Source organism: Proteus sp. GOKU (genome assembly GCF_015475555.1).
GTDB classification, from domain to species: Bacteria; Pseudomonadota; Gammaproteobacteria; order Enterobacterales; family Enterobacteriaceae; genus Proteus; species Proteus mirabilis_B.
Map to the genome: position 1 here is coordinate 2662607 of NZ_CP034105.1, position 22496 is coordinate 2685102.

General features: G+C 39.3%; 24 protein-coding genes. 7 read left to right on the forward strand and 17 right to left on the reverse strand.

Annotation, left to right across the window (positions count from 1 at the left end; translation table 11 throughout):
• The first annotated feature begins 382 nt into the window (after window positions 1–382).
• Window positions 383–526 (forward strand): Hok/Gef family protein, encoded by a 144-nt coding sequence (locus tag EHE21_RS12420; protein ID WP_072063187.1) that lies wholly within the window; start codon window positions 383–385, stop codon window positions 524–526.
• 70 nt (window positions 527–596) lie between these two features.
• On the opposite strand, the gene alr is transcribed toward EHE21_RS12420, so the two are convergent.
• Window positions 597–1820 carry an alanine racemase gene (gene alr / locus EHE21_RS12425; protein WP_194950827.1) on the reverse strand — a complete coding sequence of 408 codons (1224 nt, stop codon included), beginning with the start codon at window positions 1818–1820 and terminating at the stop codon, window positions 597–599.
• 339 nt (window positions 1821–2159) lie between these two features.
• On the opposite strand from alr, the gene EHE21_RS12430 reads away from it, so the two are divergent.
• The gene (locus EHE21_RS12430; RefSeq protein WP_194950828.1) at window positions 2160–2489 is read left to right on the forward strand and encodes a type II toxin-antitoxin system RelE/ParE family toxin; all 330 of its coding nucleotides are present in this window, start codon (window positions 2160–2162) and stop codon (window positions 2487–2489) included.
• 52 nt (window positions 2490–2541) lie between these two features.
• Window positions 2542–2856 carry a NadS family protein gene (gene nadS, locus EHE21_RS12435; protein WP_228766676.1) on the forward strand — a complete coding sequence of 105 codons (315 nt, stop codon included), beginning with the start codon at window positions 2542–2544 and terminating at the stop codon, window positions 2854–2856.
• Window positions 2857–2933: 77 nt separating this feature from the next.
• On the opposite strand, the gene EHE21_RS12440 is transcribed toward nadS, so the two are convergent.
• From EHE21_RS12440 to EHE21_RS12450, 3 genes are read right to left on the reverse strand one after another with little or no spacing between them, the layout of a single operon-like run.
• Window positions 2934–4190: a PTS ascorbate transporter subunit IIC gene (locus tag EHE21_RS12440; protein WP_006533327.1), complete on the reverse strand. Its 1257-nt coding sequence runs from the start codon at window positions 4188–4190 to the stop codon at window positions 2934–2936.
• A gap of 10 nt (window positions 4191–4200) precedes the next feature.
• A complete protein-coding gene (locus EHE21_RS12445) occupies window positions 4201–4488 on the reverse strand; it encodes a PTS sugar transporter subunit IIB (RefSeq protein WP_088495113.1) in 288 nt (95 codons plus the stop codon).
• A 29-nt stretch (window positions 4489–4517) separates the two neighbouring features.
• Window positions 4518–4961: a PTS sugar transporter subunit IIA gene (locus tag EHE21_RS12450; protein WP_088495112.1), complete on the reverse strand. Its 444-nt coding sequence runs from the start codon at window positions 4959–4961 to the stop codon at window positions 4518–4520.
• Between the two features lie 226 nt (window positions 4962–5187).
• Here EHE21_RS12450 and EHE21_RS12455 point away from each other — a divergent pair, with 226 nt between their 5' ends.
• Entirely contained in the window at window positions 5188–6234 is a 1047-nt protein-coding gene (locus EHE21_RS12455) for a LacI family DNA-binding transcriptional regulator (protein ID WP_088495111.1), read from the forward strand.
• Here the strand turns inward: EHE21_RS12455 and yfcD are convergent.
• Window positions 6231–6773: an NUDIX hydrolase YfcD gene (gene yfcD, locus EHE21_RS12460; protein WP_072063189.1), complete on the reverse strand. Its 543-nt coding sequence runs from the start codon at window positions 6771–6773 to the stop codon at window positions 6231–6233. The two genes, EHE21_RS12455 and yfcD, sit on opposite strands and share 4 nt — an antisense overlap.
• A gap of 198 nt (window positions 6774–6971) precedes the next feature.
• On the opposite strand from yfcD, the gene EHE21_RS12465 reads away from it, so the two are divergent.
• Both EHE21_RS12465 and EHE21_RS12470 read left to right on the forward strand, forming a co-directional pair.
• Window positions 6972–7586 carry a glutathione binding-like protein gene (locus tag EHE21_RS12465; protein WP_194950829.1) on the forward strand — a complete coding sequence of 205 codons (615 nt, stop codon included), beginning with the start codon at window positions 6972–6974 and terminating at the stop codon, window positions 7584–7586.
• A gap of 66 nt (window positions 7587–7652) precedes the next feature.
• Window positions 7653–8558, forward strand: a complete 906-nt coding sequence (locus EHE21_RS12470; protein WP_194950830.1) for a TIGR01777 family oxidoreductase — start codon at window positions 7653–7655, stop codon at window positions 8556–8558.
• 231 nt (window positions 8559–8789) lie between these two features.
• Here EHE21_RS12470 and EHE21_RS12475 read toward each other — a convergent pair whose 3' ends face one another.
• The 11 genes from EHE21_RS12475 to EHE21_RS12525 form a co-directional block, all read right to left on the reverse strand.
• Entirely contained in the window at window positions 8790–9371 is a 582-nt protein-coding gene (locus tag EHE21_RS12475; protein ID WP_194950831.1) for a UbiX family flavin prenyltransferase, read from the reverse strand.
• Between the two features lie 119 nt (window positions 9372–9490).
• Window positions 9491–11008, reverse strand: coding sequence for an amidophosphoribosyltransferase (gene purF / locus EHE21_RS12480; RefSeq protein WP_075670606.1), 1518 nt, complete (start codon window positions 11006–11008; stop codon window positions 9491–9493).
• 30 nt (window positions 11009–11038) lie between these two features.
• Window positions 11039–11530, reverse strand: coding sequence for a colicin V production protein (gene cvpA / locus EHE21_RS12485; RefSeq protein ID WP_023581692.1), 492 nt, complete (start codon window positions 11528–11530; stop codon window positions 11039–11041).
• Between the two features lie 185 nt (window positions 11531–11715).
• A complete protein-coding gene (gene dedD, locus EHE21_RS12490; protein ID WP_194950832.1) occupies window positions 11716–12381 on the reverse strand; it encodes a cell division protein DedD in 666 nt (221 codons plus the stop codon).
• Window positions 12371–13669 (reverse strand): bifunctional tetrahydrofolate synthase/dihydrofolate synthase, encoded by a 1299-nt coding sequence (gene folC, locus EHE21_RS12495; RefSeq protein WP_194950833.1) that lies wholly within the window; start codon window positions 13667–13669, stop codon window positions 12371–12373. Before folC ends, dedD begins: the two co-directional genes overlap by 11 nt.
• On the reverse strand, window positions 13662–14630 hold the full coding sequence (gene accD / locus EHE21_RS12500; RefSeq protein ID WP_194950834.1) for an acetyl-CoA carboxylase, carboxyltransferase subunit beta: 969 nt from the start codon (window positions 14628–14630) through the stop codon (window positions 13662–13664). Before accD ends, folC begins: the two co-directional genes overlap by 8 nt.
• A 169-nt stretch (window positions 14631–14799) precedes the next feature.
• Window positions 14800–15501: a DedA family protein gene (locus tag EHE21_RS12505; RefSeq protein WP_194950835.1), complete on the reverse strand. Its 702-nt coding sequence runs from the start codon at window positions 15499–15501 to the stop codon at window positions 14800–14802.
• Window positions 15502–15525: 24 nt separating this feature from the next.
• Window positions 15526–16410, reverse strand: a complete 885-nt coding sequence (truA, locus tag EHE21_RS12510) for a tRNA pseudouridine(38-40) synthase TruA (protein ID WP_228766677.1) — start codon at window positions 16408–16410, stop codon at window positions 15526–15528.
• Entirely contained in the window at window positions 16410–17420 is a 1011-nt protein-coding gene (locus tag EHE21_RS12515; RefSeq protein ID WP_194950836.1) for an aspartate-semialdehyde dehydrogenase, read from the reverse strand. Before EHE21_RS12515 ends, truA begins: the two co-directional genes overlap by 1 nt.
• A gap of 45 nt (window positions 17421–17465) precedes the next feature.
• Window positions 17466–18608 carry a 4-phosphoerythronate dehydrogenase PdxB gene (gene pdxB / locus EHE21_RS12520; RefSeq protein WP_194950837.1) on the reverse strand — a complete coding sequence of 381 codons (1143 nt, stop codon included), beginning with the start codon at window positions 18606–18608 and terminating at the stop codon, window positions 17466–17468.
• Window positions 18609–18757: 149 nt separating this feature from the next.
• Window positions 18758–19540 (reverse strand): AraC family transcriptional regulator, encoded by a 783-nt coding sequence (locus EHE21_RS12525; RefSeq protein WP_075670590.1) that lies wholly within the window; start codon window positions 19538–19540, stop codon window positions 18758–18760.
• A gap of 121 nt (window positions 19541–19661) precedes the next feature.
• Between EHE21_RS12525 and EHE21_RS12530 the strand changes: the two genes are divergently transcribed.
• Window positions 19662–20582, forward strand: a complete 921-nt coding sequence (locus EHE21_RS12530; protein WP_088495100.1) for a DMT family transporter — start codon at window positions 19662–19664, stop codon at window positions 20580–20582.
• A gap of 564 nt (window positions 20583–21146) precedes the next feature.
• Here EHE21_RS12530 and fabB read toward each other — a convergent pair.
• Complete coding sequence (gene fabB, locus EHE21_RS12535; RefSeq protein ID WP_109370920.1) at window positions 21147–22358, reverse strand: beta-ketoacyl-ACP synthase I; 1212 nt, start codon at window positions 22356–22358, stop codon at window positions 21147–21149.
• Between the last annotated feature and the right edge of the window lie 138 nt (window positions 22359–22496).

Sequence of the window (22496 nt, forward strand, 5' to 3'; positions counted from 1 at the left end):
CGCCAGATGATTAATTTCATTTGGCGTTTTTTATTCTACAGAATTCTTATTTGACTAAAATCCGAGGCAGTCTCAAAACACGACAACTTGATTCTGTCTCCTTTCTAAAGGAGTGTCAAATAAAATCACACATATAAGCATCCAATATAAAAACAATTAACACATTGATTTTACTTGCTTATTCATGTCTTTATTATTCAGAAAAAGATAGGAATGAGGTGAGTTTCTGTTAGTATGCTGGTGGGTGCTTGGATCATTTTGGTTCAAGCATTTGCAAGAGCCAAAAAGACGAAAGCCCCGAATTTTAATTTACTAAAATCCGAGGCAGTCTCAAAACCAGACAACTTGATTCTGTCTCCTTTATAAAGGAGTGTCAAGAGAAATGACTAAGCTTGCCCTATTAGGGCTGATTACTGTATGTATTACAGTTTTGTGTTTTGCTTTACTGAAACATGAAAGATTATGTTCTTTTAATATCAGTAGTGGCGACACCGTAGTTCAAGCTATTTTATCTTGCGATAAATAGTTTTGTGGGGGAAATTCCCCCACAATTTCTCTCAAAAGTTGTTGAGATTGGTGATCACAAGCACCCTACTTTAATCCACGAGTACACGCTGATTGGTTGCACCCCACAAAATCGACATCTCTGTAAACAGTGCACCACTAATATCTTCAACCTCTTCAGCAGTGATTTCTGCATTACCTTGCTTACCAAAGAATACGACTTCATCCCCTGATTTGATATTTTTAAGATCGGTAATATCAACAATCACCGTATTCATTGATGTTTTACCTAAAACAGGCACACGTTGGCCACCAATTAAAGCATGCCCTGCATTACTAAAGACTCGACGATAACCATCTGCATAACCGACAGGAATATTAGCTAATACTGAATCACGTTTTAGTGTGTAAGTACGATCATACCCAACAGTATTGCCTTTAGGATAATAATTGATTGAGGCAATATTGGATTTAAAAGTCATAACACGTTTGTAATCTGTACTTGCGATGGTATCACCATAAAAAATCCCGCCTACACGCACCATATCTAACCATGATTCAGGTACGGTAATTGTGGCAAAAGTATTTGCCATATGCAGAGTGACATCTTTGCGATTTAGTCCAGTAACATCCAATACCTTTTGTGATTGCTGTTTAAAACGAGCGAGATCTTCTCTTACTTTATCCGCATCTTCTTCAGGATAATGAGACATAATGCCAACCACTTTAAGGTTAGCTAACTGAGCTATTTGCTTCGCCTCTTCAAGCCCCGCATTGTTATTCACTTCTAATCCATTACGAGACATTCCACCTGAATTTAAGGCTAGATGAATAGGGATCACTTTATTTTGTTGTTTAGCAATGGCATCTAATTTCTTAGCCATATCTAAGTTGCCAATCAATTCTTCCACGTTATAGCTTGTCGCCTGAGCCATTTCTTGCTCTGTGGCATTACGTACACGCATTAAACGCCCTTGGAATCCTAGATCACGCACTTCTTTTAGCTCTTGATTATTCGTTACACCAATACATTGCACATTATTTTCAATCATAACAGGCGCAACTAATGATAAATCATGACCATATGCATCACCCTTTAAAACAGCACAAAGCGAGGATTTATCACCTAAAAGTGATTGTACTTTTTTCACATTAAAATCGAGCGCGCTACGTGAAATTTCAATCCATGAGTTATTCACAATTGCAGGTTGAACCTGAGCTGTTTGAGTCGCTGGTGGATTGTGATTAACAGGTTGTTGGCAAGCAGTGATAACAAAAAGTGGTAACAACGCAAGATATCGAATACCAAAAGACATCTTTTTTTCCTTAGTGATTGTGATGTTAAACCTATTTTTATAATTAATTAGGTACGAAAATATACACATCGTGAATATTCACTCAGGATGATAGCATTATTATTCACAAAATAAACATATTAATTCACAAGTTTTAATTAGAATTAATTCGTTTATTTATTCACTAAAAAACTTACAGAAATAATTAACTTATTGTTTTAATTGTAAATTATTTATTTTTTCTTTTAAGTGAATCTTTTTTTGAGTTATATTTTCCTTGAAAGTAATACAGGGTATCACTATTATAGTAACACCCTGTATTACTACGGTACCAGACCGTTTGTAAAATAAGGGATTGATATGCAGATAATTGAAACTAATATCTTCACTAAATGTATTACTAATTTGATAAGTGATGATGAATACGCAGAGTTTCAAAATATGCTTATTGCCAACCCACTAAGAGGTGATCTTATTGTTGGATCGGGTGGATGCAGAAAAATACGATGCCGGTTAGCAAACAAAGGAAAGAGTGGTGGCATACGTGTTATCTACTACTATATTTCTGAAGATGGGATCATTTATATGCTTTATGTTTATCCAAAAAATCAACAAGATAACTTAAGCCAAGAACAATGCAACAAGCTAAAAGCATTAACTCTATTACTAAAAGAATGGAATTATCATTAACAAATAAATTCATTCTAGATAAGCTGATTATCTTGATCTTTAGAGGCATATTATGACAACAGAACAAAAACAGTATATGGATGATAATTCTTTTAATGAATTGTTTGATAGCTTAAAAGAAGCGATACAAATACATAAAAAACAGGTCATGCCTTCTCGAGTATTTACTGTTACAGAGCCCGATGTGAAAGAAATCCGTAAATTGACGAAATTAAAACAAACTGATTTTGCTACGGCTCTTGGTGTATCTACTTCTTTAGTTCGAGCATGGGAACAAAAGCGTAGATTTCCGACAGGCAGTAGTTTGAAACTATTACGGATGATAGAAAAAAATCCAAACATTGCTAAAAGTCTGATACTTATTTGAATAATAATATTTGTAAAAAAAATGCCTTGTTGATTTAACTCAGCAAGGCGTTTTTTTAATTAATAAATTCAAAAATATCAACGAACAATAATACCTAACAGAATACCGATAACACCGAAGTCTGCATCACTAAATGTAGTGTTAGCTATACCGATATCACCAAGTACTGGTAATAGGAACACAGGTAAGAATGTGATTAATAAACCTTGAACGAATGCGCCTAAAATAGCACCGCGACGTCCACCTGTTGCATTACCAAATACCCCAGCTGTTGCACCCACGAAGAAGTGAGGAACCACACCCGGAATTATGACTGTCCAATCTAAGGCATACAGAATAAACATGCCGATAACACCCGCAGCAAAGCTACTTAAAAAGCCCACTAAAACTGCATTGGGTGCATAAGGGAATACAACTGGGCAATCTAACGCTGGTTTTGCATTAGGAACTAACTTATCTGAAATACCTTTAAATGCAGGGACAATCTCAGCAATAACCATACGCACACCTTGCAGAATAATATAAACACCTGCTGCGAAGGTTATAGATTGCATTAACGAGAACATAAACCAGTTTTTACCACCACTGACTTCACGAACAAAAGTATCGCCCGCAAATAAACATGTGATGATAAAAATAATGCCCATAGTAAAGGCAATTGCGACTGGTGTATCGCGTAAAAATAGTAAGCTTTTAGGAACATTCATCTCTTCTGTTGAATGCTCTTTATTACCAAATTTACTGCCGATAAAACCCGCAACGACATAAGAAATAGTTGAGAAGTGTCCTAATGCAACATCATCAGAGCCAGTAATCTTTTTCATATAAGGATGCGCAATGGCAGGGAAAAATACCATTGAAATCCCAACAACTAATGAACCTACCGCAACTAATACTGTGCCTTCTAAGCCCGCAGTTGCCAAAATAACCGCCACCATCATTGACATAAATAATGTATGGTGACCGGTTAAGAAAATAAATTTCCACGGCGTTAAACGTGCAATTAAGATATTAATCAACATGGCAAAAAACATAATTAATGCCATCTCTTTACCAAAGCTTTTTTGTGCAATAGAGACAATCGCCTCGTTATTAGGCACAACACCTTGAATACCAAATGCATGTTGGAAAATCGTTGAGAAATCACCCAGTGAGTTAATGACAAGACCTGCACCAGCACCTAAAATCACAAAACCCATAATGGTTTTTACGGTGCCTTTTATACATTCTGTAACTGGTTTTTTCTGGGCAATTAAGCCAATCAATGCAATCAAACCAACTAGAATAGCAGGCTCTGAAAGCACATCACTCATTAGAAAGCGGAAAAAGTCCATGATAGGCTCCTTATAACGCGCCTAATTCACGTAATGCGACAGAAAGCTTCTCTTTCATCGCCACTTTATCAATCATATTATCCAGTGAAACCACTCTTCCGTTTACAGCTTGAGAGTTAAGTTGCTCAGCAATATCGCGTGTACCTACATAGATATCACTTGGTGTGCCTTTTGCTGAACCCAGATCAACGTGATCCACTTCTGCATTCACAGCAAGATCTTTTAGAATGCTTTTGATGCTCATTTCCATCATTAAGCTACTACCTAAACCATTTCCACACACAACAGTAATTTTCATGATATTCCCCTTGGTAATTTAAATCGTCATTAATAGTTGTTGATAACGGCTAATACATCCGCTTTGCTTTTCGCATTAAATAGCTTTTGAATATCTGTATCGTTATCAAAAAGTTCGGCTAATTTCACAATGGCATTAATATGGCTATCGTTATCTGTTGCAGCCAAAACAATCAGTAATTTCACAGGATCGTTTTCATCAGCACCAAACTCAACACCTTGCTCAACAATGGTTAATGCAAGAGAAAGTTGATTAACACCATCCTCAGGACGCGCATGAGGCATCGCAATCCCCGGACCTAATACATAATATGGCCCGATTTTTTCGTGTGATTTGTAAATCGCATCGATATAACGAGGTTCAATACAACCTTTCGCAATTAATGGCTGGCACGCCACTTTAACAGCTTCTCGCCAATCGCTAACGTTTGGAACCACTTGCACCACATCCGGTGTTAATAACGTTTTAAGCATAGTTATAACCTCAATAAGACTCTCTTTGAGCTTCGTTATTAAGGATAGTAATCATTAATGGTAGCGCTATCTAGATAGATCATTCGTAATTGTGATAGCGCTATCATTTTAATGAAATGTTAATTGCAGAAAATGCCAACAATTGACACTGTATTGTTTCAGCATAATAGGAAGATTTCAGGTAGGATCTGCGGTTAATAAAATAGGCTAAGCAGCATAATCACAAATGATCAAAACACGTAAGCGCCGAAATACAGGTCGCGTCACATTACAAGATGTCGCTAAACATGCAGGAGTCGGATCAATGACCGTCTCTCGTGCATTGCGAACCCCCGAATTAGTTTCTGATAAGTTACGAGAAAAAGTTAATCAAGCAGTAGAAGAGCTTGGCTATATTCCTAATGCCTCAGCAGGGGCTTTAGCTTCGGCACAAAGCCATATTATTGCGGTACTGTTGCCCTCTTTTACAGATAGAGCCAGTGCGGATTTTATGCAGTCTTTGCAACAAATACTCAATCGCCATCAATATCAAATTTTAGTTGGTTGCTATGAACATCAGCCTCATAAAGCCAGCGATGTGATTAATATGCTATTGCAAAGTAATCCAGCTGCATTGGTTGCTTTTGGTTCACAGCTTAGCCCAACCCATTTTTTACATATCAGTAATGCCAATGTGCCTGTTGTTAGTGTCGCCAGCCAATCGGATGAACAGGCAGCAATTAGTATTGATTGTTCTTATGAGCAAGCTGCATATGATTTAACAAACCATTTAGTCACCCAAGGAAAGCGTTGTATTGGCTATATTGGTGCGTTACAAGGGCAACGCCTGCACCACCAGCAAATAACAGGTTGGTCACGAGCATTACTCAAAAATTATTTAAATGCTGAACAAAGTGTCACCACGCCCGATCCCGCTTCTATGGCATACGGGCGACAAGCATTAACAGAGATTTTATTACGCCAACCAGAACTAGATGCGGTTATTTGTAGTCATGAAAGTATTGCGCTAGGTATGATTTTTGAGTGTCAACGTCGATTAATTAAGATCCCACAAGATCTGGCTATTGCTTGTTTAGAAGGATCTGAAAATAGCGATCAGATATCCCCTTCTCTCACATCAATTCGTTTTGATTATCACAAAATGGGAAAAGAGGCAGGAAAACATCTGATAGCACTTTTACAGCGTTTGAGAGACGAAGATGATAACGCTATATTCGAAGATACCGTTATCAACTATGCTTATCGATTTGAGCTAGGGCAAAGCACCCCTTAATCTACTGTTTCTCTGCTTTCTAGGCGAGTACTGTTGTTACGCGTTAACCAAAGAGAAAGGGCTTTTAATGAATCCGGTGTGAATTCATCACAACGCTCAGTAATTTCAGAGGGAGTTAACCAACACACTTCCTCAATTTCTTCTGCTTGCAGTGCGAAAGGCCCATGAGAAACGCAACTAAATAAACTTCCCCATACACGACAACTTTCATCATCATAATAAAATTGACCATGCTCAGCAAAAGGGACTCCAGCAATACCTAATTCTTCTTCTGCTTCGCGACGCGCACTTTCAAGTAAATTCTCACCTTGTTGAACTACACCACCCGCAGTAGCATCTAACCAACCGGGATAAAAATCTTTTGTTTCAGTTCTACGCTGTGCCAAGATTTTTCCCATTCCATCATGAACAACGATATAAGTTGCTCTATGTCTTAGGTTTTCAGCTCGCATTTGTTGACGTGTTGCTTGTGCAACGACTTCATTTTTATCATCAACAATATCAACCCATTCAACCAATGCCGTCTTTTCTTGTTCCATCCTCAACAAACCTTTTTTAACCGATACTAAACGATCGTAATTTTTATCCTGAATATACCAAAATCACTATTTTTCACCACTACAATAATCATACGTGACTTGTTTTATCCATCTTGCGCTTTTTTGCTTTTTATGGTGTTAGAAGGCAGACTGTGATTATCTTGTATCTTTAGTGCCTACTTTATTTTGGAGCTTTTAATGATTGACTTATATTATGCAGATACCCCAAATGGCCAAAAAATAACGCTTTTTCTTGAAGAAACAGGCATACCTTATCAGTTACATCGCATTGATATTAGTAAAGGCGATCAATTTAAGCCTGAATTTTTAGCAATTTCACCCAATAATAAAATTCCCGCGATTGTAGATAACTCACCTACTGATGGCGGTGAACCTATCTCTATTTTTGAATCAGGTGCTATTCTTATCTATCTAGCTGAAAAAAGTGGCAAATTGCTTAGTCAAAATTTACGAGAAAAAACAACACAACTACAATGGCTGTTTTGGCAAGTGGGTGGATTTGGTCCAATGTTGGGGCAAAATCATCACTTCACTCGTTATGCCACAGAAAAAGTCCCTTATGCAATTAAGCGTTATACTGAAGAAACACAGCGTCTATATAGCGTATTAGAGAAAAGATTAGCGCAATCACCTTACCTTGGTGGACAAGAGTATAGCATTGCAGATATCGCCACATATACATGGGCTCGCCTGCATGACCACCACAATATTGATTTAGCAAATTACCCAGCAATTCAAAAATGGCTAAACAACATTAACCAGCGCCCAGCAACAAAAAAACTCTTTGGTTAATATAAGCAATTTATATATCAGGATGATATTTATTCTTTATCAAGCAAGCAGATCAGGAGGATTGTGATGAAAATACTTGTCACTGGTGGTACAGGATTAATTGGCAAAGCATTAGTTTGTGAGCTTGCACTCGCCAATAATGATATTACGGTGCTTTCTCGTTCACCTCAAAAAGTCTATTCGCATTTTTGTAATGAAATCACCTGTTGGACTCAACTCAACGATAAACAAAATCTTAATGAGTTTGATGCCGTTATTAATCTTGCTGGAGAGCCTATTGCTGATAATCGTTGGACACCTTCTCAAAAGCAGAAACTCGTTAATAGCCGTTGTCATTTAACCCAGAAATTGGTTGATTTGATGAAAGCCAGCGACTCTCCCCCTTCTGTTTTTATTTCTGGCTCAGCAGTGGGATTTTATGGTGATCAAGGCGATACTCGAGTCACTGAAGAGACGCCAGCAAATCCAGAGTTTACACATGAGCTTTGTGCAAAATGGGAACGTATTGCACTTGAAGCTCAAACACCATTAACACGAGTTTGCTTGTTACGTACAGGGATTGTACTTTCAACACTCGGTGGCGCGCTGCCTAAAATGAGCAAACCCTTTAAGTTAGGATTGGGCGGCAAATTGGGAAGTGGGAAACAGTATATGCCGTGGATCCATATTGATGATATGGTCAATGCGATTATTTTCTTGCTTAAAAACCAAGATGCTAAAGGCGCTTTTAACTTAACAGCGCCTGAGCCTGTACAAAATAAAGAGTTTACTCGCCTATTAGGAAAAGCCTTCAATCGCCCAGCTTTAATGACGGTACCCGAAAGCATATTACGTTTAGTGATGGGAGAAAGCGCCACATTAGTGTTAGGTGGGCAACAAGCCATTCCTGAAAAATTACTTAATGCTGGTTTTGAATTTCGCTACCCACATTTAGAAGAGGCATTAAAAGATATTATTACCACAGGAAAATAATCTCTTTTTCTATTTTCAATAATTCGATGTGACTAGTACGAATAAATATTCTACCTAATAGATACTCTAAATAATCCAAGAGCTACAGCTTGAAGCATAACGAGTCGATACTCTAAATAATTCAAGGTGTAGCTAGGCGACAAGTAAATGAGTCGCTAGGAGCATACAATAGTATGTGACTAGTGCTAATGAACGCTTGAAGTATGACGAGTAAGAGTATGACGAGTATACTTAGCGAGCAGGCTTATCCCCACTCCACCTTTCAAACAAATCATCAGGCAAATCAATCTCAAACTGATCGAGTACACGATTAACGGTTTGATTGACAATATCATCGATGGTTTTAGGCTGAAAATAGAATGCCGGTACAGGTGGCATAATCACTGCACCTAACTCGGAAGCTTGTGTCATTAATCGCAAATGGCCTAAATGCAGTGGTGTTTCACGCACACATAACACCAACTTACGCCCTTCTTTTAATACCACATCCGCAGCGCGAGTCACTAAGGTATCTGTATAGCTATGAACAATGCCTGACAGGCTTTTGATTGAGCAAGGTAATATAACCATTCCATTGACGCGAAACGATCCTGAAGAGATAGATGCGCCAATATCGCGATCATCATAAATCACATCCGCTAAAGCATGAATATCTTTTAGCGAATAATCGGTTTCTAATGAAATAGTACGGCGTGCAGCTTGGCTAATCACTAAATGTGTTTCAACTGATGGCACTGATTTTAGTATCTCTAATAAACGTATACCGTAAATTGCACCACTGGCACCTGTTAGCCCAACTATCAGCTTTTTCATTATGATCCTCAGAATATATACCTTTGTTAATCATTATGATGATTAACCCTCAAAAAACAAGCGTCGATGCAGAACACGCTGGCATCGACGCTTTATAAGGGGGATATCTTACCGAAAAATTAGCCTTCGTTATAGATTTCCAAATTTTCTATTTCATTCTGATCACGAATTTTATGTTCATCATCACGACGTAGATTTTCTAAGTAATCTAAATAATCTTGGTCGATATCTTTCGTAATATAAACACCGTCAAATACAGAACATTCAAACTGATTAATATCAGGATTCTCTTCTTGTACTGCGGCAATTAAATCAGTGAGATCTTGGAAAATAAGCCCATCAGCACCAATTAATTTACGAATTTCATCCACTTCACGCCCATGAGCAATAAGCTCATTGGCATTTGGCATATCAATACCATACACATTAGGGAAGCGAACTTCTGGTGCCGCTGATGCAAAATAGACTTTCTTCGCACCTGCTTCTCTTGCAAGCTCGACGATTTGTTCTGATGTTGTGCCACGTACAATAGAGTCATCAATCAACAGAACATTTTTATCACGAAACTCTGCGCGATTTGCATTCAGTTTACGTCTAACTGACTTACGACGCTCTTGCTGACCCGGCATAATAAAAGTACGGCCAACATAGCGATTTTTTACAAAGCCTTGGCGATAAGGTTTATTGAGAATATGCGCAATTTCTAAGGCAATATCACAAGATGTTTCAGGAATTGGGATCACAACATCAATGTGTAAATCATCCCACTCTTTCGCAATTTTAGCGCCTAATTTCTGCCCCATGCGTAAACGTGCATTATAAACCGAAATTTTATCGATAAAGGAATCGGGGCGAGCAAAGTAAACATACTCAAATAAACAAGGCATTAATTGCGGATTTTCAGCACATTGGCGAGTAAAGAGTTGCCCTTGCTCTGTGATATAAACGGCTTCACCCGGTGCAACATCACGTAAGAATTCAAAACCTAAAGTATCAAGTGCAACACTTTCAGATGCGACCATATATTCATGGCGGCCATCTTCTAAGGTACGTTTACCTAATACTAAAGGACGAATACCAAAGGGATCACGAAAAGCCAATAAACCATGACCGATGATCAAAGCAACACAAGCATAAGCACCGCGGAGTTTTTTATGCATTGCCGCAACGGCTGCAAAAATATTATCAGGTTCAAGAGGGAAATGGTCAAAACGGTCTAATTCATATGCCAATACATTAAGCAGAATTTCAGAATCAGAGGTGGTATTGATATGGCGACGCGCTGTTTCAAATAATTGGCGACGTAACAAATGCGCATTGGTTAAATTACCATTATGCGCCAACGTAATACCAAAAGGTGAATTCACATAAAAAGGCTGCGCTTCTGATGCACTAGAACTACCCGCTGTTGGATAACGGACATGCCCTATCCCGATAGTACCTTTTAAACGCAACATATGACGGGTTTCGAACACATCTTTAACCAGTCCGTTAGCCTTGCGAAGACGGAAACCGTTGTTACCGTCTATCGTTGCAATGCCTGCTGCATCTTGACCTCGGTGTTGTAACACCGTTAACGCATCATAAATTGATTGGTTTACTGGATTAGCTCCAGCGATACCGACAATACCGCACATGAATAGATCCTCATCAGCCAGACGGAGAGGTTATATTCTCTCCGACACGAAACTTGACGCATTTTGCAGGTAGTCAAAGAACCACCTAATAATATGGTTGAATTGAGGAATAAGCTCAGAACGTTGCCAATCAGCGCTATCTGCCATAGGCGTAAATGCGCCTAAAACAAAAAGTAATGCTGAAACTATCAGCACGCCTCTTAAAGCCCCGAAACAGACCCCCAATACACGATCTGTACCTGATAACCCTGTGCGTTGAACAAGAGAGCTAATCACATAATTCACAACAGCACCGACAATTAGTGTCGCAATAAATAACGTGACTATTGCAATCCCGTTACGAACCAGCTCATCTTCAAACCGGGTAAAATAGACGGCAAGATAAGGATAAAACTGACTAGCAACAAAGAAACCACAACCCCAGGTGATGAGTGACAATGCTTCACGAACAAAGCCACGGATCAGGCTGACTAATGCGGAAAAACCAATAATGGCAATGATGGCGTAATCTATCCAGACCATAAATTCTTTATCCAATAATGATGCTCCGCATTAATACGGAAGCATTCTAACAGAAAACGAAAACGTTTGCGTAATGCTAATTTTCGCTAATTTCAAAATAATTTACGGCGATATGAAAAATCATAATCGCCGCAATAAGTTAACGCTTTGTTACATCACTCATCTGATGACTCGTTTAGAAAAAATTAAGGCTTATATGCCCTTACCTCACCTTGTAAGCCTGTAAGCTCTTTTAAATGAGGCAAAATCGCCTGTAATTCTGACTTAGAGGCACTAGGCCCGATATAAATTCGAGTCACTTGCCCTGCAACTGGGCGGGCAGGTACGGTGTATACCGGATAACCTGAGAAATGCATTTTCGCAATAATTTCTTCTACCTTCGCCGCATTTTTCAACGCACCTAATTGAACAACCCAAGCCTCGCCTTTCGGTGGCTTAGTTTCTTGCACCGGTGGCGCTGGTGGTTGTACTGGCGGCGTAACCACAGCAGGAGGCTCTGGTGTAGGTGTTGGCTGTTGTGTTGGCTGTTGTGGTGGTTGTACCGGTGGTGTAACAGGTACAACAGCTGGTGGTTCAGGTGTTGTAACAGTAGGTTGCTCAACACCTGTCACTGCTTCAGAAAGCATACCTTCAGACGCGCCTTCTGACGGAGTAGAAGGCACTGAAGTTTGCTCTATCGGAGCGATAGATTCTATTTCTTGCTCATCACCGGGTTTGGGTACTAAAGGAATAGAGGCGAACTGGTCTTCGTTATATTTCTTATCGCCGTCAAGCAGTGCAGGTAAAAAAATAACCCCTACTGCCACCAATACAACGGCACCGACTAAGCGATTTTGAAATTTACTTGCCACCCACACTCTCCTTTTCCAAAAGTTCCATCACATGCGCGACAGTATGAAATGAGCCACAAACCACAACAATATCGTTAGGAGCAGCATCAGACATTGCTTGTTGCCATGCATTTTCAACACTATCAAATACCATTGGTTTTTCAAGATGTTGAGCTAATACATCCGCAGAAGCACCACGAAACTCATTAAGTGGAGCAACATACCAACTATCAGCCAATGGTGTTAAGCACGCTAATGTTCCTGCAATATCTTTATCACCCAGCATACCAACCACAATACGCACCTGAGTATCAGATTTTTGTGGTAATTGTGATAATTTTTCCGCTAAATATCCTGCTGCATGAGGATTATGAGCCACATCAAAGATAACCAAAGGATGTTGAGAAATTACCTGAAAACGACCCGGTAATTGCGCGCGAGACATACCTTCAACAATACTTTGCTGTGTTATTGCTTGGCTGACTTTATCATCAGACTTGAGCAAGCAACGAATAACACCCATCGCTGTCGCCGCATTAGCTAATGGAATATTAGGGATCGGCAACGCATCAAATTCACAATCAGCACAACGCCAATGCCAATGATCACCTTCAATAACAAAAGACCAATCCGTTCCTCGACGGAAAAGCTTAGCCTGTTTTTCATTGGCAACTTCAGCAATAGAATGAGGCATATCTGGCTCACCCACAACCGCGTAGTGATTAGTGCGGAAAATACCTGCTTTCTCGTGACCAATATGCTCTCTATCTGCACCTAACCAATCAGTATGATCGAGTGCAATACTTGTGATAGCAGCAATATCTGCATCAACGATATTCGTCGCATCTAATCGACCGCCTAATCCTACTTCAAGAATAACAACATCAAGTTGTGCTTGTTGAAATAACTTCAGCGCAGCCAGAGTGCCATATTCAAAAAAGGTCAGCGAGATATCGCCTCTAGCTTGTTCAATTTCTGCAAAAACTTCACAAAAAGCATCTTCAGACAGTTCTTTGCCTTGAATACGAACACGTTCTGTATAACGAACAAGATGAGGGGAGCTATAAACGCCGACTTTCAATCCTGATGCCATCAAGATTGACTCTAGCATATGACAGGTTGTGCCTTTCCCATTTGTACCTGAGACAGTAATTACCTTAGGTGCAGGACGTAACACATTTAATATTTTTCCTACCTTGCCTACTCGCTCTAACCCCATATCAATGGCGCTGGAGTGCAAATGTTCAAGATAAGAAAGCCACACCGACAAAGGCGATGTGGCTTTAGGAGCAGTTATGATATTAGACATCTTCTTTTTTATTCGTTTCGATGTTAATTTCTGGCTCGTTGTCTGTAGATTCAATTTCATCAGCAATCATTTCTTCACTGATGATTTCATCTTCATTTTCATCTTCAACTAAATCATACTGAGTCAGCTTAGCCAGTAATTCAGCCAGCTCATCACGCATTTCAGGACGACGAACAATCATATCGATCGCCCCTTTTTCTAACAGGAACTCACTGCGTTGGAAACCAGCAGGTAGTTTTTCACGTACTGTTTGTTCAATAACGCGAGGACCTGCAAAACCAATCAGTGCTTTAGGTTCAGCAACGTTGATATCACCTAACATCGCTAAACTTGCAGAAACACCGCCCATTGTAGGGTCAGTCATTACTGAAATATAAGGCAAACCACGTTCTTGCATTTTTGCTAATGCCGCACTGGTTTTTGCCATTTGCATTAATGACATCAGCGCTTCTTGCATACGCGCACCACCACTTGCAGAGAAGCAAACTAATGGGCAGTTATCTTCTAATGCTTGTTCAACAGCACGAACAAAACGCGCACCTACAACAGAAGCCATTGAACCGCCCATAAACGCAAATTCAAAGGATGCTGCAACAACAGGCATCTTTTTCAGCGTTCCTTTCATCACGATTAATGCATCTTTTTCTTGCGTTTGTTTTTGAGCAGCGCTGATTCTGTCTTTGTATTTTTTAGAGTCGCGGAATTTCAGAATATCTTTAGGTTCTAATTCGCTACCTAATTCTGTTGTGCTTCCTGTATCAAGGAAAGTCTCAAGGCGACGGCGCGCTGAAATGCGCATATGGTGATCACATTTAGGGCAAACCTCTAAATTGCGCTCTAATTCTGCGCGATAGAGTACCTGCCCACAGCTGTCACATTTAGTCCAAACCCCTTCAGGGATATTGGCTTTACGTGAACTTGTGATAGTGCTTTTGTTTAGAATTTTTTCAATCCAGCTCATTAATGGACCTTTTCGTCTGAATCTGACCTTCGCCAGTAAAATTATTGTTAGCGTATCAACCACAATGCACTGGCTGTGTGGTTAGCAAAGTTTATGATGATACCGCTTACTGAATTTCAGCGCATCTCTTTATTATGGCTATTCTACGGCAAAAACTTATGATAACTGCTCAAACCTCTTTGTTATCACTTTCTTTCTTTGCTTTTGCACTCGCTCTGCGGTGGCGTAGGATCTCAATAACGCCCGGTAAAATAGAAATAACAATAATGGCAACAATTAGCAATTTTAAGTTCTTTTGAACTATATCTAAGTCACCAAAAAAGTATCCTGCATAAGTAAATAGCAGTACCCATACAATTGCCCCAGTAACATTATAAAAGGCAAAATGACGATATGACATTTTACCCATTCCTGCAACGAATGGCGCAAAAGTTCGGATAATCGGCACGAATCTTGCCAAAATTATCGCTTTACCACCATGCTTTTCATAAAAAGCATGAGTTTTATCTAGATATTCACGACGGAAAATCTTTGAATCAGGCTTACTAAATAGTTTTTCACCAAAAAGTCGCCCAATAGAATAGTTAACGGCATCACCTAAAATGGCGGCACAAAGTAACAGTAAAACAATAATATGAACATTCACATCATTGGTTTCTAATGAAGCTAAAGCACCTGCAACAAATAATAAGGAGTCTCCGGGTAAGAAAGGCGTTACCACAAGCCCTGTTTCACAAAAAATAATCAGAAACAAAATGGCATAGACCCATGTACCATATTGCGCAACAAGCTCTGCTAAATGCGCATCAATATGTAAAATGAAATCAATTAGAAATTTAATTAAATCAACAAATTGCGTTAATATTTCCATAAATCCTCAGAAAACTGGGTGTCTTTATGATTGAGATATCTCAATAGGGTTATCCGCTAAAAATAGTGGGCCCATTGCAGGTTTTGGTAATTCAAAATGATCAGGATAATCCACAGAGACCAAATACAATCCATTCGCTTTAGCTGTTGCTGCGGCTTTGGTTCTGTCTTTTAAGGCTAATAATTCAGCCATCCAAGTAATATCCTGATTGCCACACCCTATTTCTAAAAGGCTGCCAACAATATTTCTCACCATATGATGAACAAAAGCATTCGCTTTAATATCCACAACAACATAGTCACCATATCGAGAAACATTGACATGCATAACGTTACGCCACGGCGTTCGCGATTGGCATTGGACAGCCCTAAAAGAGGTAAAATCATTTTCACCCAGTAAACATTGCGCTGCTTGATGCATACGTTCAGCGTCTAAAGGATAATGAAAATGCGTCACGCCAGATGACAAGATAGCGGGACGATAACGATGATTAAAAATCACATAGCGATAACGTCTTGCCGTTGCACTAAAGCGAGCATGAAAATCATCAGAAACTGTTTTTACCCAACGTATTGCGATATCCGCAGGTAAATGAGTGTTAACGCCCATTGTCCAAGCGGGATCTTTACGGTGCGCGGTTGTTTCAAAATGAACAACTTGCCCCGTTGCATGTACTCCAGCGTCAGTTCTTCCCGCACAAAACACAGATATAGGTTCATTAGCCACTTGTGAAAGTGCTTTTTCTAACCTTTCTTGTACACTGCGCACTTCATTTTGGCGTTGCCAGCCATAATAACGGCTACCATCATATTCAACGCCTAGAGCAATTTTGATTGTTGTGCTTTCAGAAATAACCACTGACTCAGTCAAGGATTGTTCTGTTACTTCAGCACTCACTTGCGCATTCATTAGTAAAACTGCTCCTGCATTAATTGCTCTGCAACTTCGACAGCCATTAATGCCCCACCAAAGCGCACGTTATCTGCGACTGACCAGAATTGTAAAGCTTCTGGCATACCATAATCATTACGGAAACAACCTAAATTTAAGCTCACATTACCAGATGCATCGGTGACTTGAGTTGGAAAATCATTTTCATCACTGATATTAAGATCTTCATTTTCTTGTAATGTTTCACGCGCTTCATCACTACCCATCGGGCGTGAGGTTTCTAATTGAACCGACTGTGCATTACCATAGAAAACAGGCGCTTGCAGCGTAGTAACGGAGATTGGCAAGCCTTCATCTTGTAAAACTTTACGAATTTGGTCAACCATACGGCGCTCTTCTTGTATAGAGCCTTCGTCATCAACCATTAAAGGTAAAATATTAAATGCTAACTGTTTATTAAAACGACCTAATTCAGGAGGAATACCGTTAAGTAAACGAGCACTTTGCCCAGCCAGTTCATCGACGGCTTGTTTTCCAAAACGAGAAACGGACATTAAGTTTGTCACGCTGAGGCGCGTTAATCCCGCAGATTCTGTTAATGGATTAATGGCACGTAATAATTGGCTCACCATGCTATCTGCAATTGAAACAATATTACGAGTACGGTATTCCGCAAGCATTGCACTGTTCACGCCCGGAACAACCAATGGCACATCCCAATCCATTGCAAAGATGCCACTGCAATCAATGACAATACAGCCAGCATCAGCCGCTTGTTGTGCATACTGCGCACTGATTTCTGTCGGTGCGGCAAAGAAAGCTAATTGAATATCAGCCCACTCGATATTGTGAATACCTTGAACCGCAACACTTTTGCTGTTTACACGCACTGATTTCCCAATGCTATCTTCACTTGCGATTGCAGTTAATTCACCAATGGGAAATTCTCGCTCTTGTAGCAGTTCTAAAATCGCTTCGCCAACAGCGCCTGTTGCACCAACAACTGCAATATTCCAACCTTCTCCCATAAGATATCCTCCAATACCATAAAATTTTTAAAATAATATTTTGCTTTATTTGTGTGTAGCACTTTTATATGTAGCACTAAAGCCAATTGCATTTAATGTGTCAACGGTGGTTTGATTGTCACAAATGACGTGTAGTGAAGACCACTCACGACGTACAGGGTAAAATTTGCGTAATTTATCAAACTCCCCTTTTATTCCCGCCACTTTTCGTAATGGAGCATCATCACGACGCACATCATAAACAAGATGAATAAGTTGTTTTAAAAGTGTTTGTGTTAACTCGCCTTGCACACAAATGGTGGAAATAGTAGGCGCAGGCAACAACGTTGATAATTCAACTGTTTGGGGCTGACCAATAAAATCACAATAAGCTTCGAAAACCTGCGTTGTACCGCGCGCCTTACCTTCTAAGGTATAACCTGCAATATGTGGTGTTGCGATATCAACTTTATTTAATAACTCAATAGAAAGATCTGGCTCTGGCTCCCAAACATCCAATACAACGCGTAAGGATTTACCGTTCTCAAGTACAGATAATAATGCTTGATTATCAACAACCTCGCCACGGCTCGCATTAATTAAAATGCGTCCTTCAGGTAATTTTTCGAGATTGCTCTCATTAATTAAATGATAACTTTTGTATGGGCCTGATTTATTGAGAGGTGTATGGAAAGTTAGAATATCTGCTTTTTCTAACAATGTTTCCAATGGATGAAATTCTTCATCATCACCATTATCCGCTCTTGGTGGATCACAAAGTAAAACATTGACACCTAATGCACGAAGGCGTGTTGCTAATCGACCACCCACATTTCCCACACCAACAATACCGACAACTTTATCGGTTAGTTGAAAGCTATCTTGCTCTGCTAGCATCATCAGTGCAGAAAATACATATTCAACAACCGCGATAGCATTGCAACCTGGGGCAGATGAAAAACCAATTTGTTGTTGTTCTAACCATGCAATATCGACATGATCGAAACCCGCAGTCGCAGTTCCAACAAATTTCACTGGCTTGCCTGATAATAAAGATTCATTGACTTTAGTAATTGATCTCACCATTAAGGCATCAGAATCATTAAGCTCATCAGTAGGTAATGGGCGACCAGAAACAGCTTTTACCTCACCTAATTGGCGGAAAAGTTGTTCCGCATAAGGCATATTTTCATCAACCAGAATTTTCACGGTGTTATCTCACTGATTTGGTATTTATGTGTGTAAGCAATCAATCGAAAAACAAAATTAAGCGGTCTATTTTGCCACTTATTCACAGCAAAGCCTATTATTGACAGTAAAATCTGCCTAGATTTTAAGTAAATATATGAAAAGAAGGTTTAACAATTGGGTAATCGACGAAAACGTTCCGGTGTTGTGCCAGCAAATTGTTGAAACATCGCAATAAATGAAGATGAAGAGCTATATCCCACATCAAATGCAATTTCATTCACGCTTTTCCCTTGCTCTAATAAAGAAATTGCATGTAAAAAGCGTAGGCGCTTACGCCATTCGCTAAAAGACATACCTAATTCCTGTTGGCAACGACGAGAAAGTGTTCTTTCTGAGGTATAACGTTTTTTAGCCCATTCTTCTAACGAGGTATTATCTGCCGGATTTTGCTCTAATACAGAAAGTATAGGGGCAAGTAATTTATCTTTAGAGGAAGGTAAATAAGTATGATGTATTGGTGATGCTTTAAGTTGATCAATCAGTACTTGGGCTAAGCGAAAATCTTCTTCTGTTTGTGGTTTACACACACCACGATGGAAGAAATCAGAAAATATGGTTGAAAAAATAGCACTCAATTGAATCAAACAAGGTTTATCTAATAGTCCTTCACACCAATTTGGCGCGATATCTAGCACCTTAAAAGAGAGTGTTTTTTTATTGTAACTGGCATGCCCTACATTTTTTGGGATCCACACACTAAACTCTGGTGGTGCTAAAAATCGCTGTCCCCCTGCTTCTAAGTCCATGACACCGGAAATGACATAAAGCAGCTGACCAAAATCATGTTGATGATAAACAAACTCTGTTTCAGCTAATAGTTGCTCGTCACGGAATCGAACCGTATCAGGATCAGACAATAACCATTGCATTTTTTGTTGTTCAATTGTCATCTTTATATTGTTCTCTTGTCATGTTGTCTTTATTGGCTTATCAGTTGTCTGGTTTTCATTATATATATCTAATCAGACAGGCTTACAATAGCCACCTGGTTTAAAAATAGATGTGAGAACAATGAAAAACGCAATTTTTCCGCTTTTAGCGGTGTTAATCTGGTCCATTAATGCAGTCGTCAATAAAGCAGCCGCGTCTGTTATCGATCCTGCTGCAATCTCTTTTTATCGTTGGTTCCTCGCCTTTTTAATTATGACACCTTTTTTGATCATGCCAGTTTGGCATCATCGTAAAACCGTCAAACAATATTGGTGGAAATTGTTTATTCTTGGTGCATTGGGGATGGTGATGTACCAAAGTTTGGCTTATTATGCAGCGCATTATGTTAGCGCAACATTTATGGGGATTTTGAATTCTCTCATCCCATTATTAACCGTTATTATTAGTATTTTTGTTCTACGTGTTGTACCTACAGTAGGTATTGTTTTAGGCACAGTGCTTTCAATTAGTGGCTTAGTTTGGTTAATTAGCCGTGGCGAACCTTCTCAGTTGCTTTCCCAAGGTTTGGGTTATGGTGAGCTGATGATGTTTATTGCTTCGGCGTCATACGCCCTCTATGGAGTATTAACAAAACGCTGGTCAATTGCCCTACCTAACTGGCAATCACTTTATGTGCAAATTGGATTTGGTGTTCTGTTATTATTGCCAAACTTCTTTCTCGCCGAAAGTGTTGCGTTAACAAAAGATAATATTGGATTAGTTATCTTCGCAGGTATCGGGGCTTCTATTCTTGCGCCTTATTTGTGGATTTTAGGTGTGATGAAATTAGGTGCAAATACGACCTCTATTTTTATGAACCTAATGCCATTATTTACTGCAATGATCGCTATCGCGCTTCTTGGTGAAGAAATGCATAGTTATCACTTAGTGGGTGGTGGTATTGTGTTACTTGGCGTGCTCTTAGTGCAACAACTCAGAACGCCACTGAATTTCCGACGTCCGTCTGCTCAGAAAAAAGCAGATTGTCGTCAGGAGATGTGAGTCAATGTCAAAAAGACAACAATAAAAAAATGCCGGCTAAATTCTTAGCCGGTCACATTCATAATGTTAGGTTTAATAAATAAAACTGACACAAGAAATCAAAGTATAAAATATAAAGTAATACAAGTATCCGTGGCAAACATTACCAACTTTTATATTAAATAGCTCCTACTTATTTGTAATAAAATAACCCAGATCAATTTTTTCGCGCTCTTTTTGTCTTATTCAAGTTTTCCATTCCCCTAACTCCATATAAAACAAAACATTTAATGACTTTGGGTAAAAATAAATTAAACGATTGAAATAAAATGAACCTGATTTAATTTTCTCAATGTAAACAACATATTAACAAAAATTGTCTATTTTATTAGAATAATAAAACAAGTAACTATTAGGGAGGGTATTTTTAAGCGTTATTTATATAATCTTTTTTTAATGATTTTTATTCGAAAAATATCTTTATTAGAATAATAAATTATTTTGCATAATGAATTTAAAATAAAAAAGCAGACTCCATTTAAATGAAGCCTGCTTTTTTTAATAAGAAAATATAAGTATATCTAACTATTTTTTATATTTACTCATGACTAATGAAGCATTTGTACCACCAAAACCAAAGCTATTTGACATTACAGTCTCCAGCTTCTGCTCTGTTGGTTGAGTAATGATGTTCATACCCATTGCTTTATCGTCTAATTCTTCAATATTGATGCTTGGTGCAATAAATCCATGTTCTAACATCAGTAAGCTATAAATTGCTTCATGCACACCAGCCGCACCTAATGAGTGACCCGTCATTGCTTTTGTTGCAGAGATAGCTGGTGTATGCGAACCAAACACCTCAGTGATAGCTTCAAGCTCTTTTAGATCGCCAACGGGTGTTGAAGTACCGTGTGTATTGATATAATCAACCTTATCAATACCTTGCATTGCCATTTGCATACAACGTACAGCACCTTCACCTGAAGGAGCAACCATGTCTGCACCATCAGACGTTGCGCCATAACCTACAATTTCGCCATAGATATGTGCACCACGCGCTAATGCGTGTTCTAACTCTTCAACCACCACAATACCGCCACCGCCTGCGATAACAAAACCATCACGGTTTTTATCGTAAGTACGAGAAGCTTTGGTTGGAGTTTCGTTATATTTAGTTGAGAGTGCACCCATTGCGTCAAATTCGCAGGTCATTTCCCAACTTAGCTCTTCACCACCACCAGCAAATACAACATCTTGTTTGCCTAACTGGATGAGCTCAACGGCGTGACCAATACAGTGTGCCGATGTTGAACAAGCAGAACTGATTGAATAGTTAACGCCTTTAATTTTGAACGGTGTTGCTAAACAAGCTGAAACACCTGATGCCATTGCACGAGTTACCATATAAGGACCTACGCCACGTAGACCTTTTGCTCTCATGCCATCAGAACCTTGGACTTGGTTACGTGGAGAACCGCCACCAGAACCAACGACTAAGCCAGAACGAATATTAGAAACTTGGTCTTCAGTCAGACCTGAATCAGCTATCGCCTCTTGCATAGATAAATAGGCATAAACCGATGCGTCGCTCATAAAACGGCGGATTTTACGGTCAATAAGACCTTCAGTATCAAGCTTAACGTTGCCCCAAATGTGGCTACGAAGCCCCATCTCTTTAAATTCTTCTGAGAAAGTTATCCCGGAACGACCTTCTTTTAAAGAATCCAGCACTTCTTTCTGGTTATTACCAATGCTCGAAACAATACCCAGACCCGTGATCACTGCGCGCTTCATTCATACCTCTTTACAATAATAGTTGTAGCTGCGGGATTTCTGAGTAGCACTTTAGCGTACAGTTGTACGCCGAACAAGTCCGATCAGGATCTTTTTTACAAAAATACAGATAAGCTGATAAAACACTTTCCCCTTTAA

Bases quoted from the DNA above. Each gene is read 5' to 3' on its own strand.
- EHE21_RS12525 (WP_075670590.1), bottom strand. From the start codon at position 19,540: ATGACAATTGAACAACAAAAAATGCAATGGTTATTGTCTGATCCTGAT.
- EHE21_RS12440 (WP_006533327.1), bottom strand. From the start codon at position 4,190: ATGGACTTTTTCCGCTTTCTAATGAGTGATGTGCTTTCAGAGCCTGCT.
- EHE21_RS12470 (WP_194950830.1), top strand. From the start codon at position 7,653: ATGAAAATACTTGTCACTGGTGGTACAGGATTAATTGGCAAAGCATTA.
- EHE21_RS12515 (WP_194950836.1), bottom strand. From the start codon at position 17,420: ATGGGAGAAGGTTGGAATATTGCAGTTGTTGGTGCAACAGGCGCTGTT.
- EHE21_RS12445 (WP_088495113.1), bottom strand. From the start codon at position 4,488: ATGAAAATTACTGTTGTGTGTGGAAATGGTTTAGGTAGTAGCTTAATG.
- alr (WP_194950827.1), bottom strand. From the start codon at position 1,820: ATGTCTTTTGGTATTCGATATCTTGCGTTGTTACCACTTTTTGTTATC.
- truA (WP_228766677.1), bottom strand. From the start codon at position 16,410: ATGAATGCGCAAGTGAGTGCTGAAGTAACAGAACAATCCTTGACTGAG.
- EHE21_RS12420 (WP_072063187.1), top strand. From the start codon at position 383: ATGACTAAGCTTGCCCTATTAGGGCTGATTACTGTATGTATTACAGTT.
- EHE21_RS12475 (WP_194950831.1), bottom strand. From the start codon at position 9,371: ATGAAAAAGCTGATAGTTGGGCTAACAGGTGCCAGTGGTGCAATTTAC.
- fabB (WP_109370920.1), bottom strand. From the start codon at position 22,358: ATGAAGCGCGCAGTGATCACGGGTCTGGGTATTGTTTCGAGCATTGGT.
- cvpA (WP_023581692.1), bottom strand. From the start codon at position 11,530: ATGGTCTGGATAGATTACGCCATCATTGCCATTATTGGTTTTTCCGCA.
- EHE21_RS12465 (WP_194950829.1), top strand. From the start codon at position 6,972: ATGATTGACTTATATTATGCAGATACCCCAAATGGCCAAAAAATAACG.
- EHE21_RS12450 (WP_088495112.1), bottom strand. From the start codon at position 4,961: ATGCTTAAAACGTTATTAACACCGGATGTGGTGCAAGTGGTTCCAAAC.
- accD (WP_194950834.1), bottom strand. From the start codon at position 14,630: ATGAGCTGGATTGAAAAAATTCTAAACAAAAGCACTATCACAAGTTCA.
- EHE21_RS12430 (WP_194950828.1), top strand. From the start codon at position 2,160: ATGCAGATAATTGAAACTAATATCTTCACTAAATGTATTACTAATTTG.
- yfcD (WP_072063189.1), bottom strand. From the start codon at position 6,773: ATGGAACAAGAAAAGACGGCATTGGTTGAATGGGTTGATATTGTTGAT.
- EHE21_RS12505 (WP_194950835.1), bottom strand. From the start codon at position 15,501: ATGGAAATATTAACGCAATTTGTTGATTTAATTAAATTTCTAATTGAT.
- EHE21_RS12455 (WP_088495111.1), top strand. From the start codon at position 5,188: ATGATCAAAACACGTAAGCGCCGAAATACAGGTCGCGTCACATTACAA.
- purF (WP_075670606.1), bottom strand. From the start codon at position 11,008: ATGTGCGGTATTGTCGGTATCGCTGGAGCTAATCCAGTAAACCAATCA.
- EHE21_RS12530 (WP_088495100.1), top strand. From the start codon at position 19,662: ATGAAAAACGCAATTTTTCCGCTTTTAGCGGTGTTAATCTGGTCCATT.
- nadS (WP_228766676.1), top strand. From the start codon at position 2,542: ATGACAACAGAACAAAAACAGTATATGGATGATAATTCTTTTAATGAA.
- folC (WP_194950833.1), bottom strand. From the start codon at position 13,669: ATGTCTAATATCATAACTGCTCCTAAAGCCACATCGCCTTTGTCGGTG.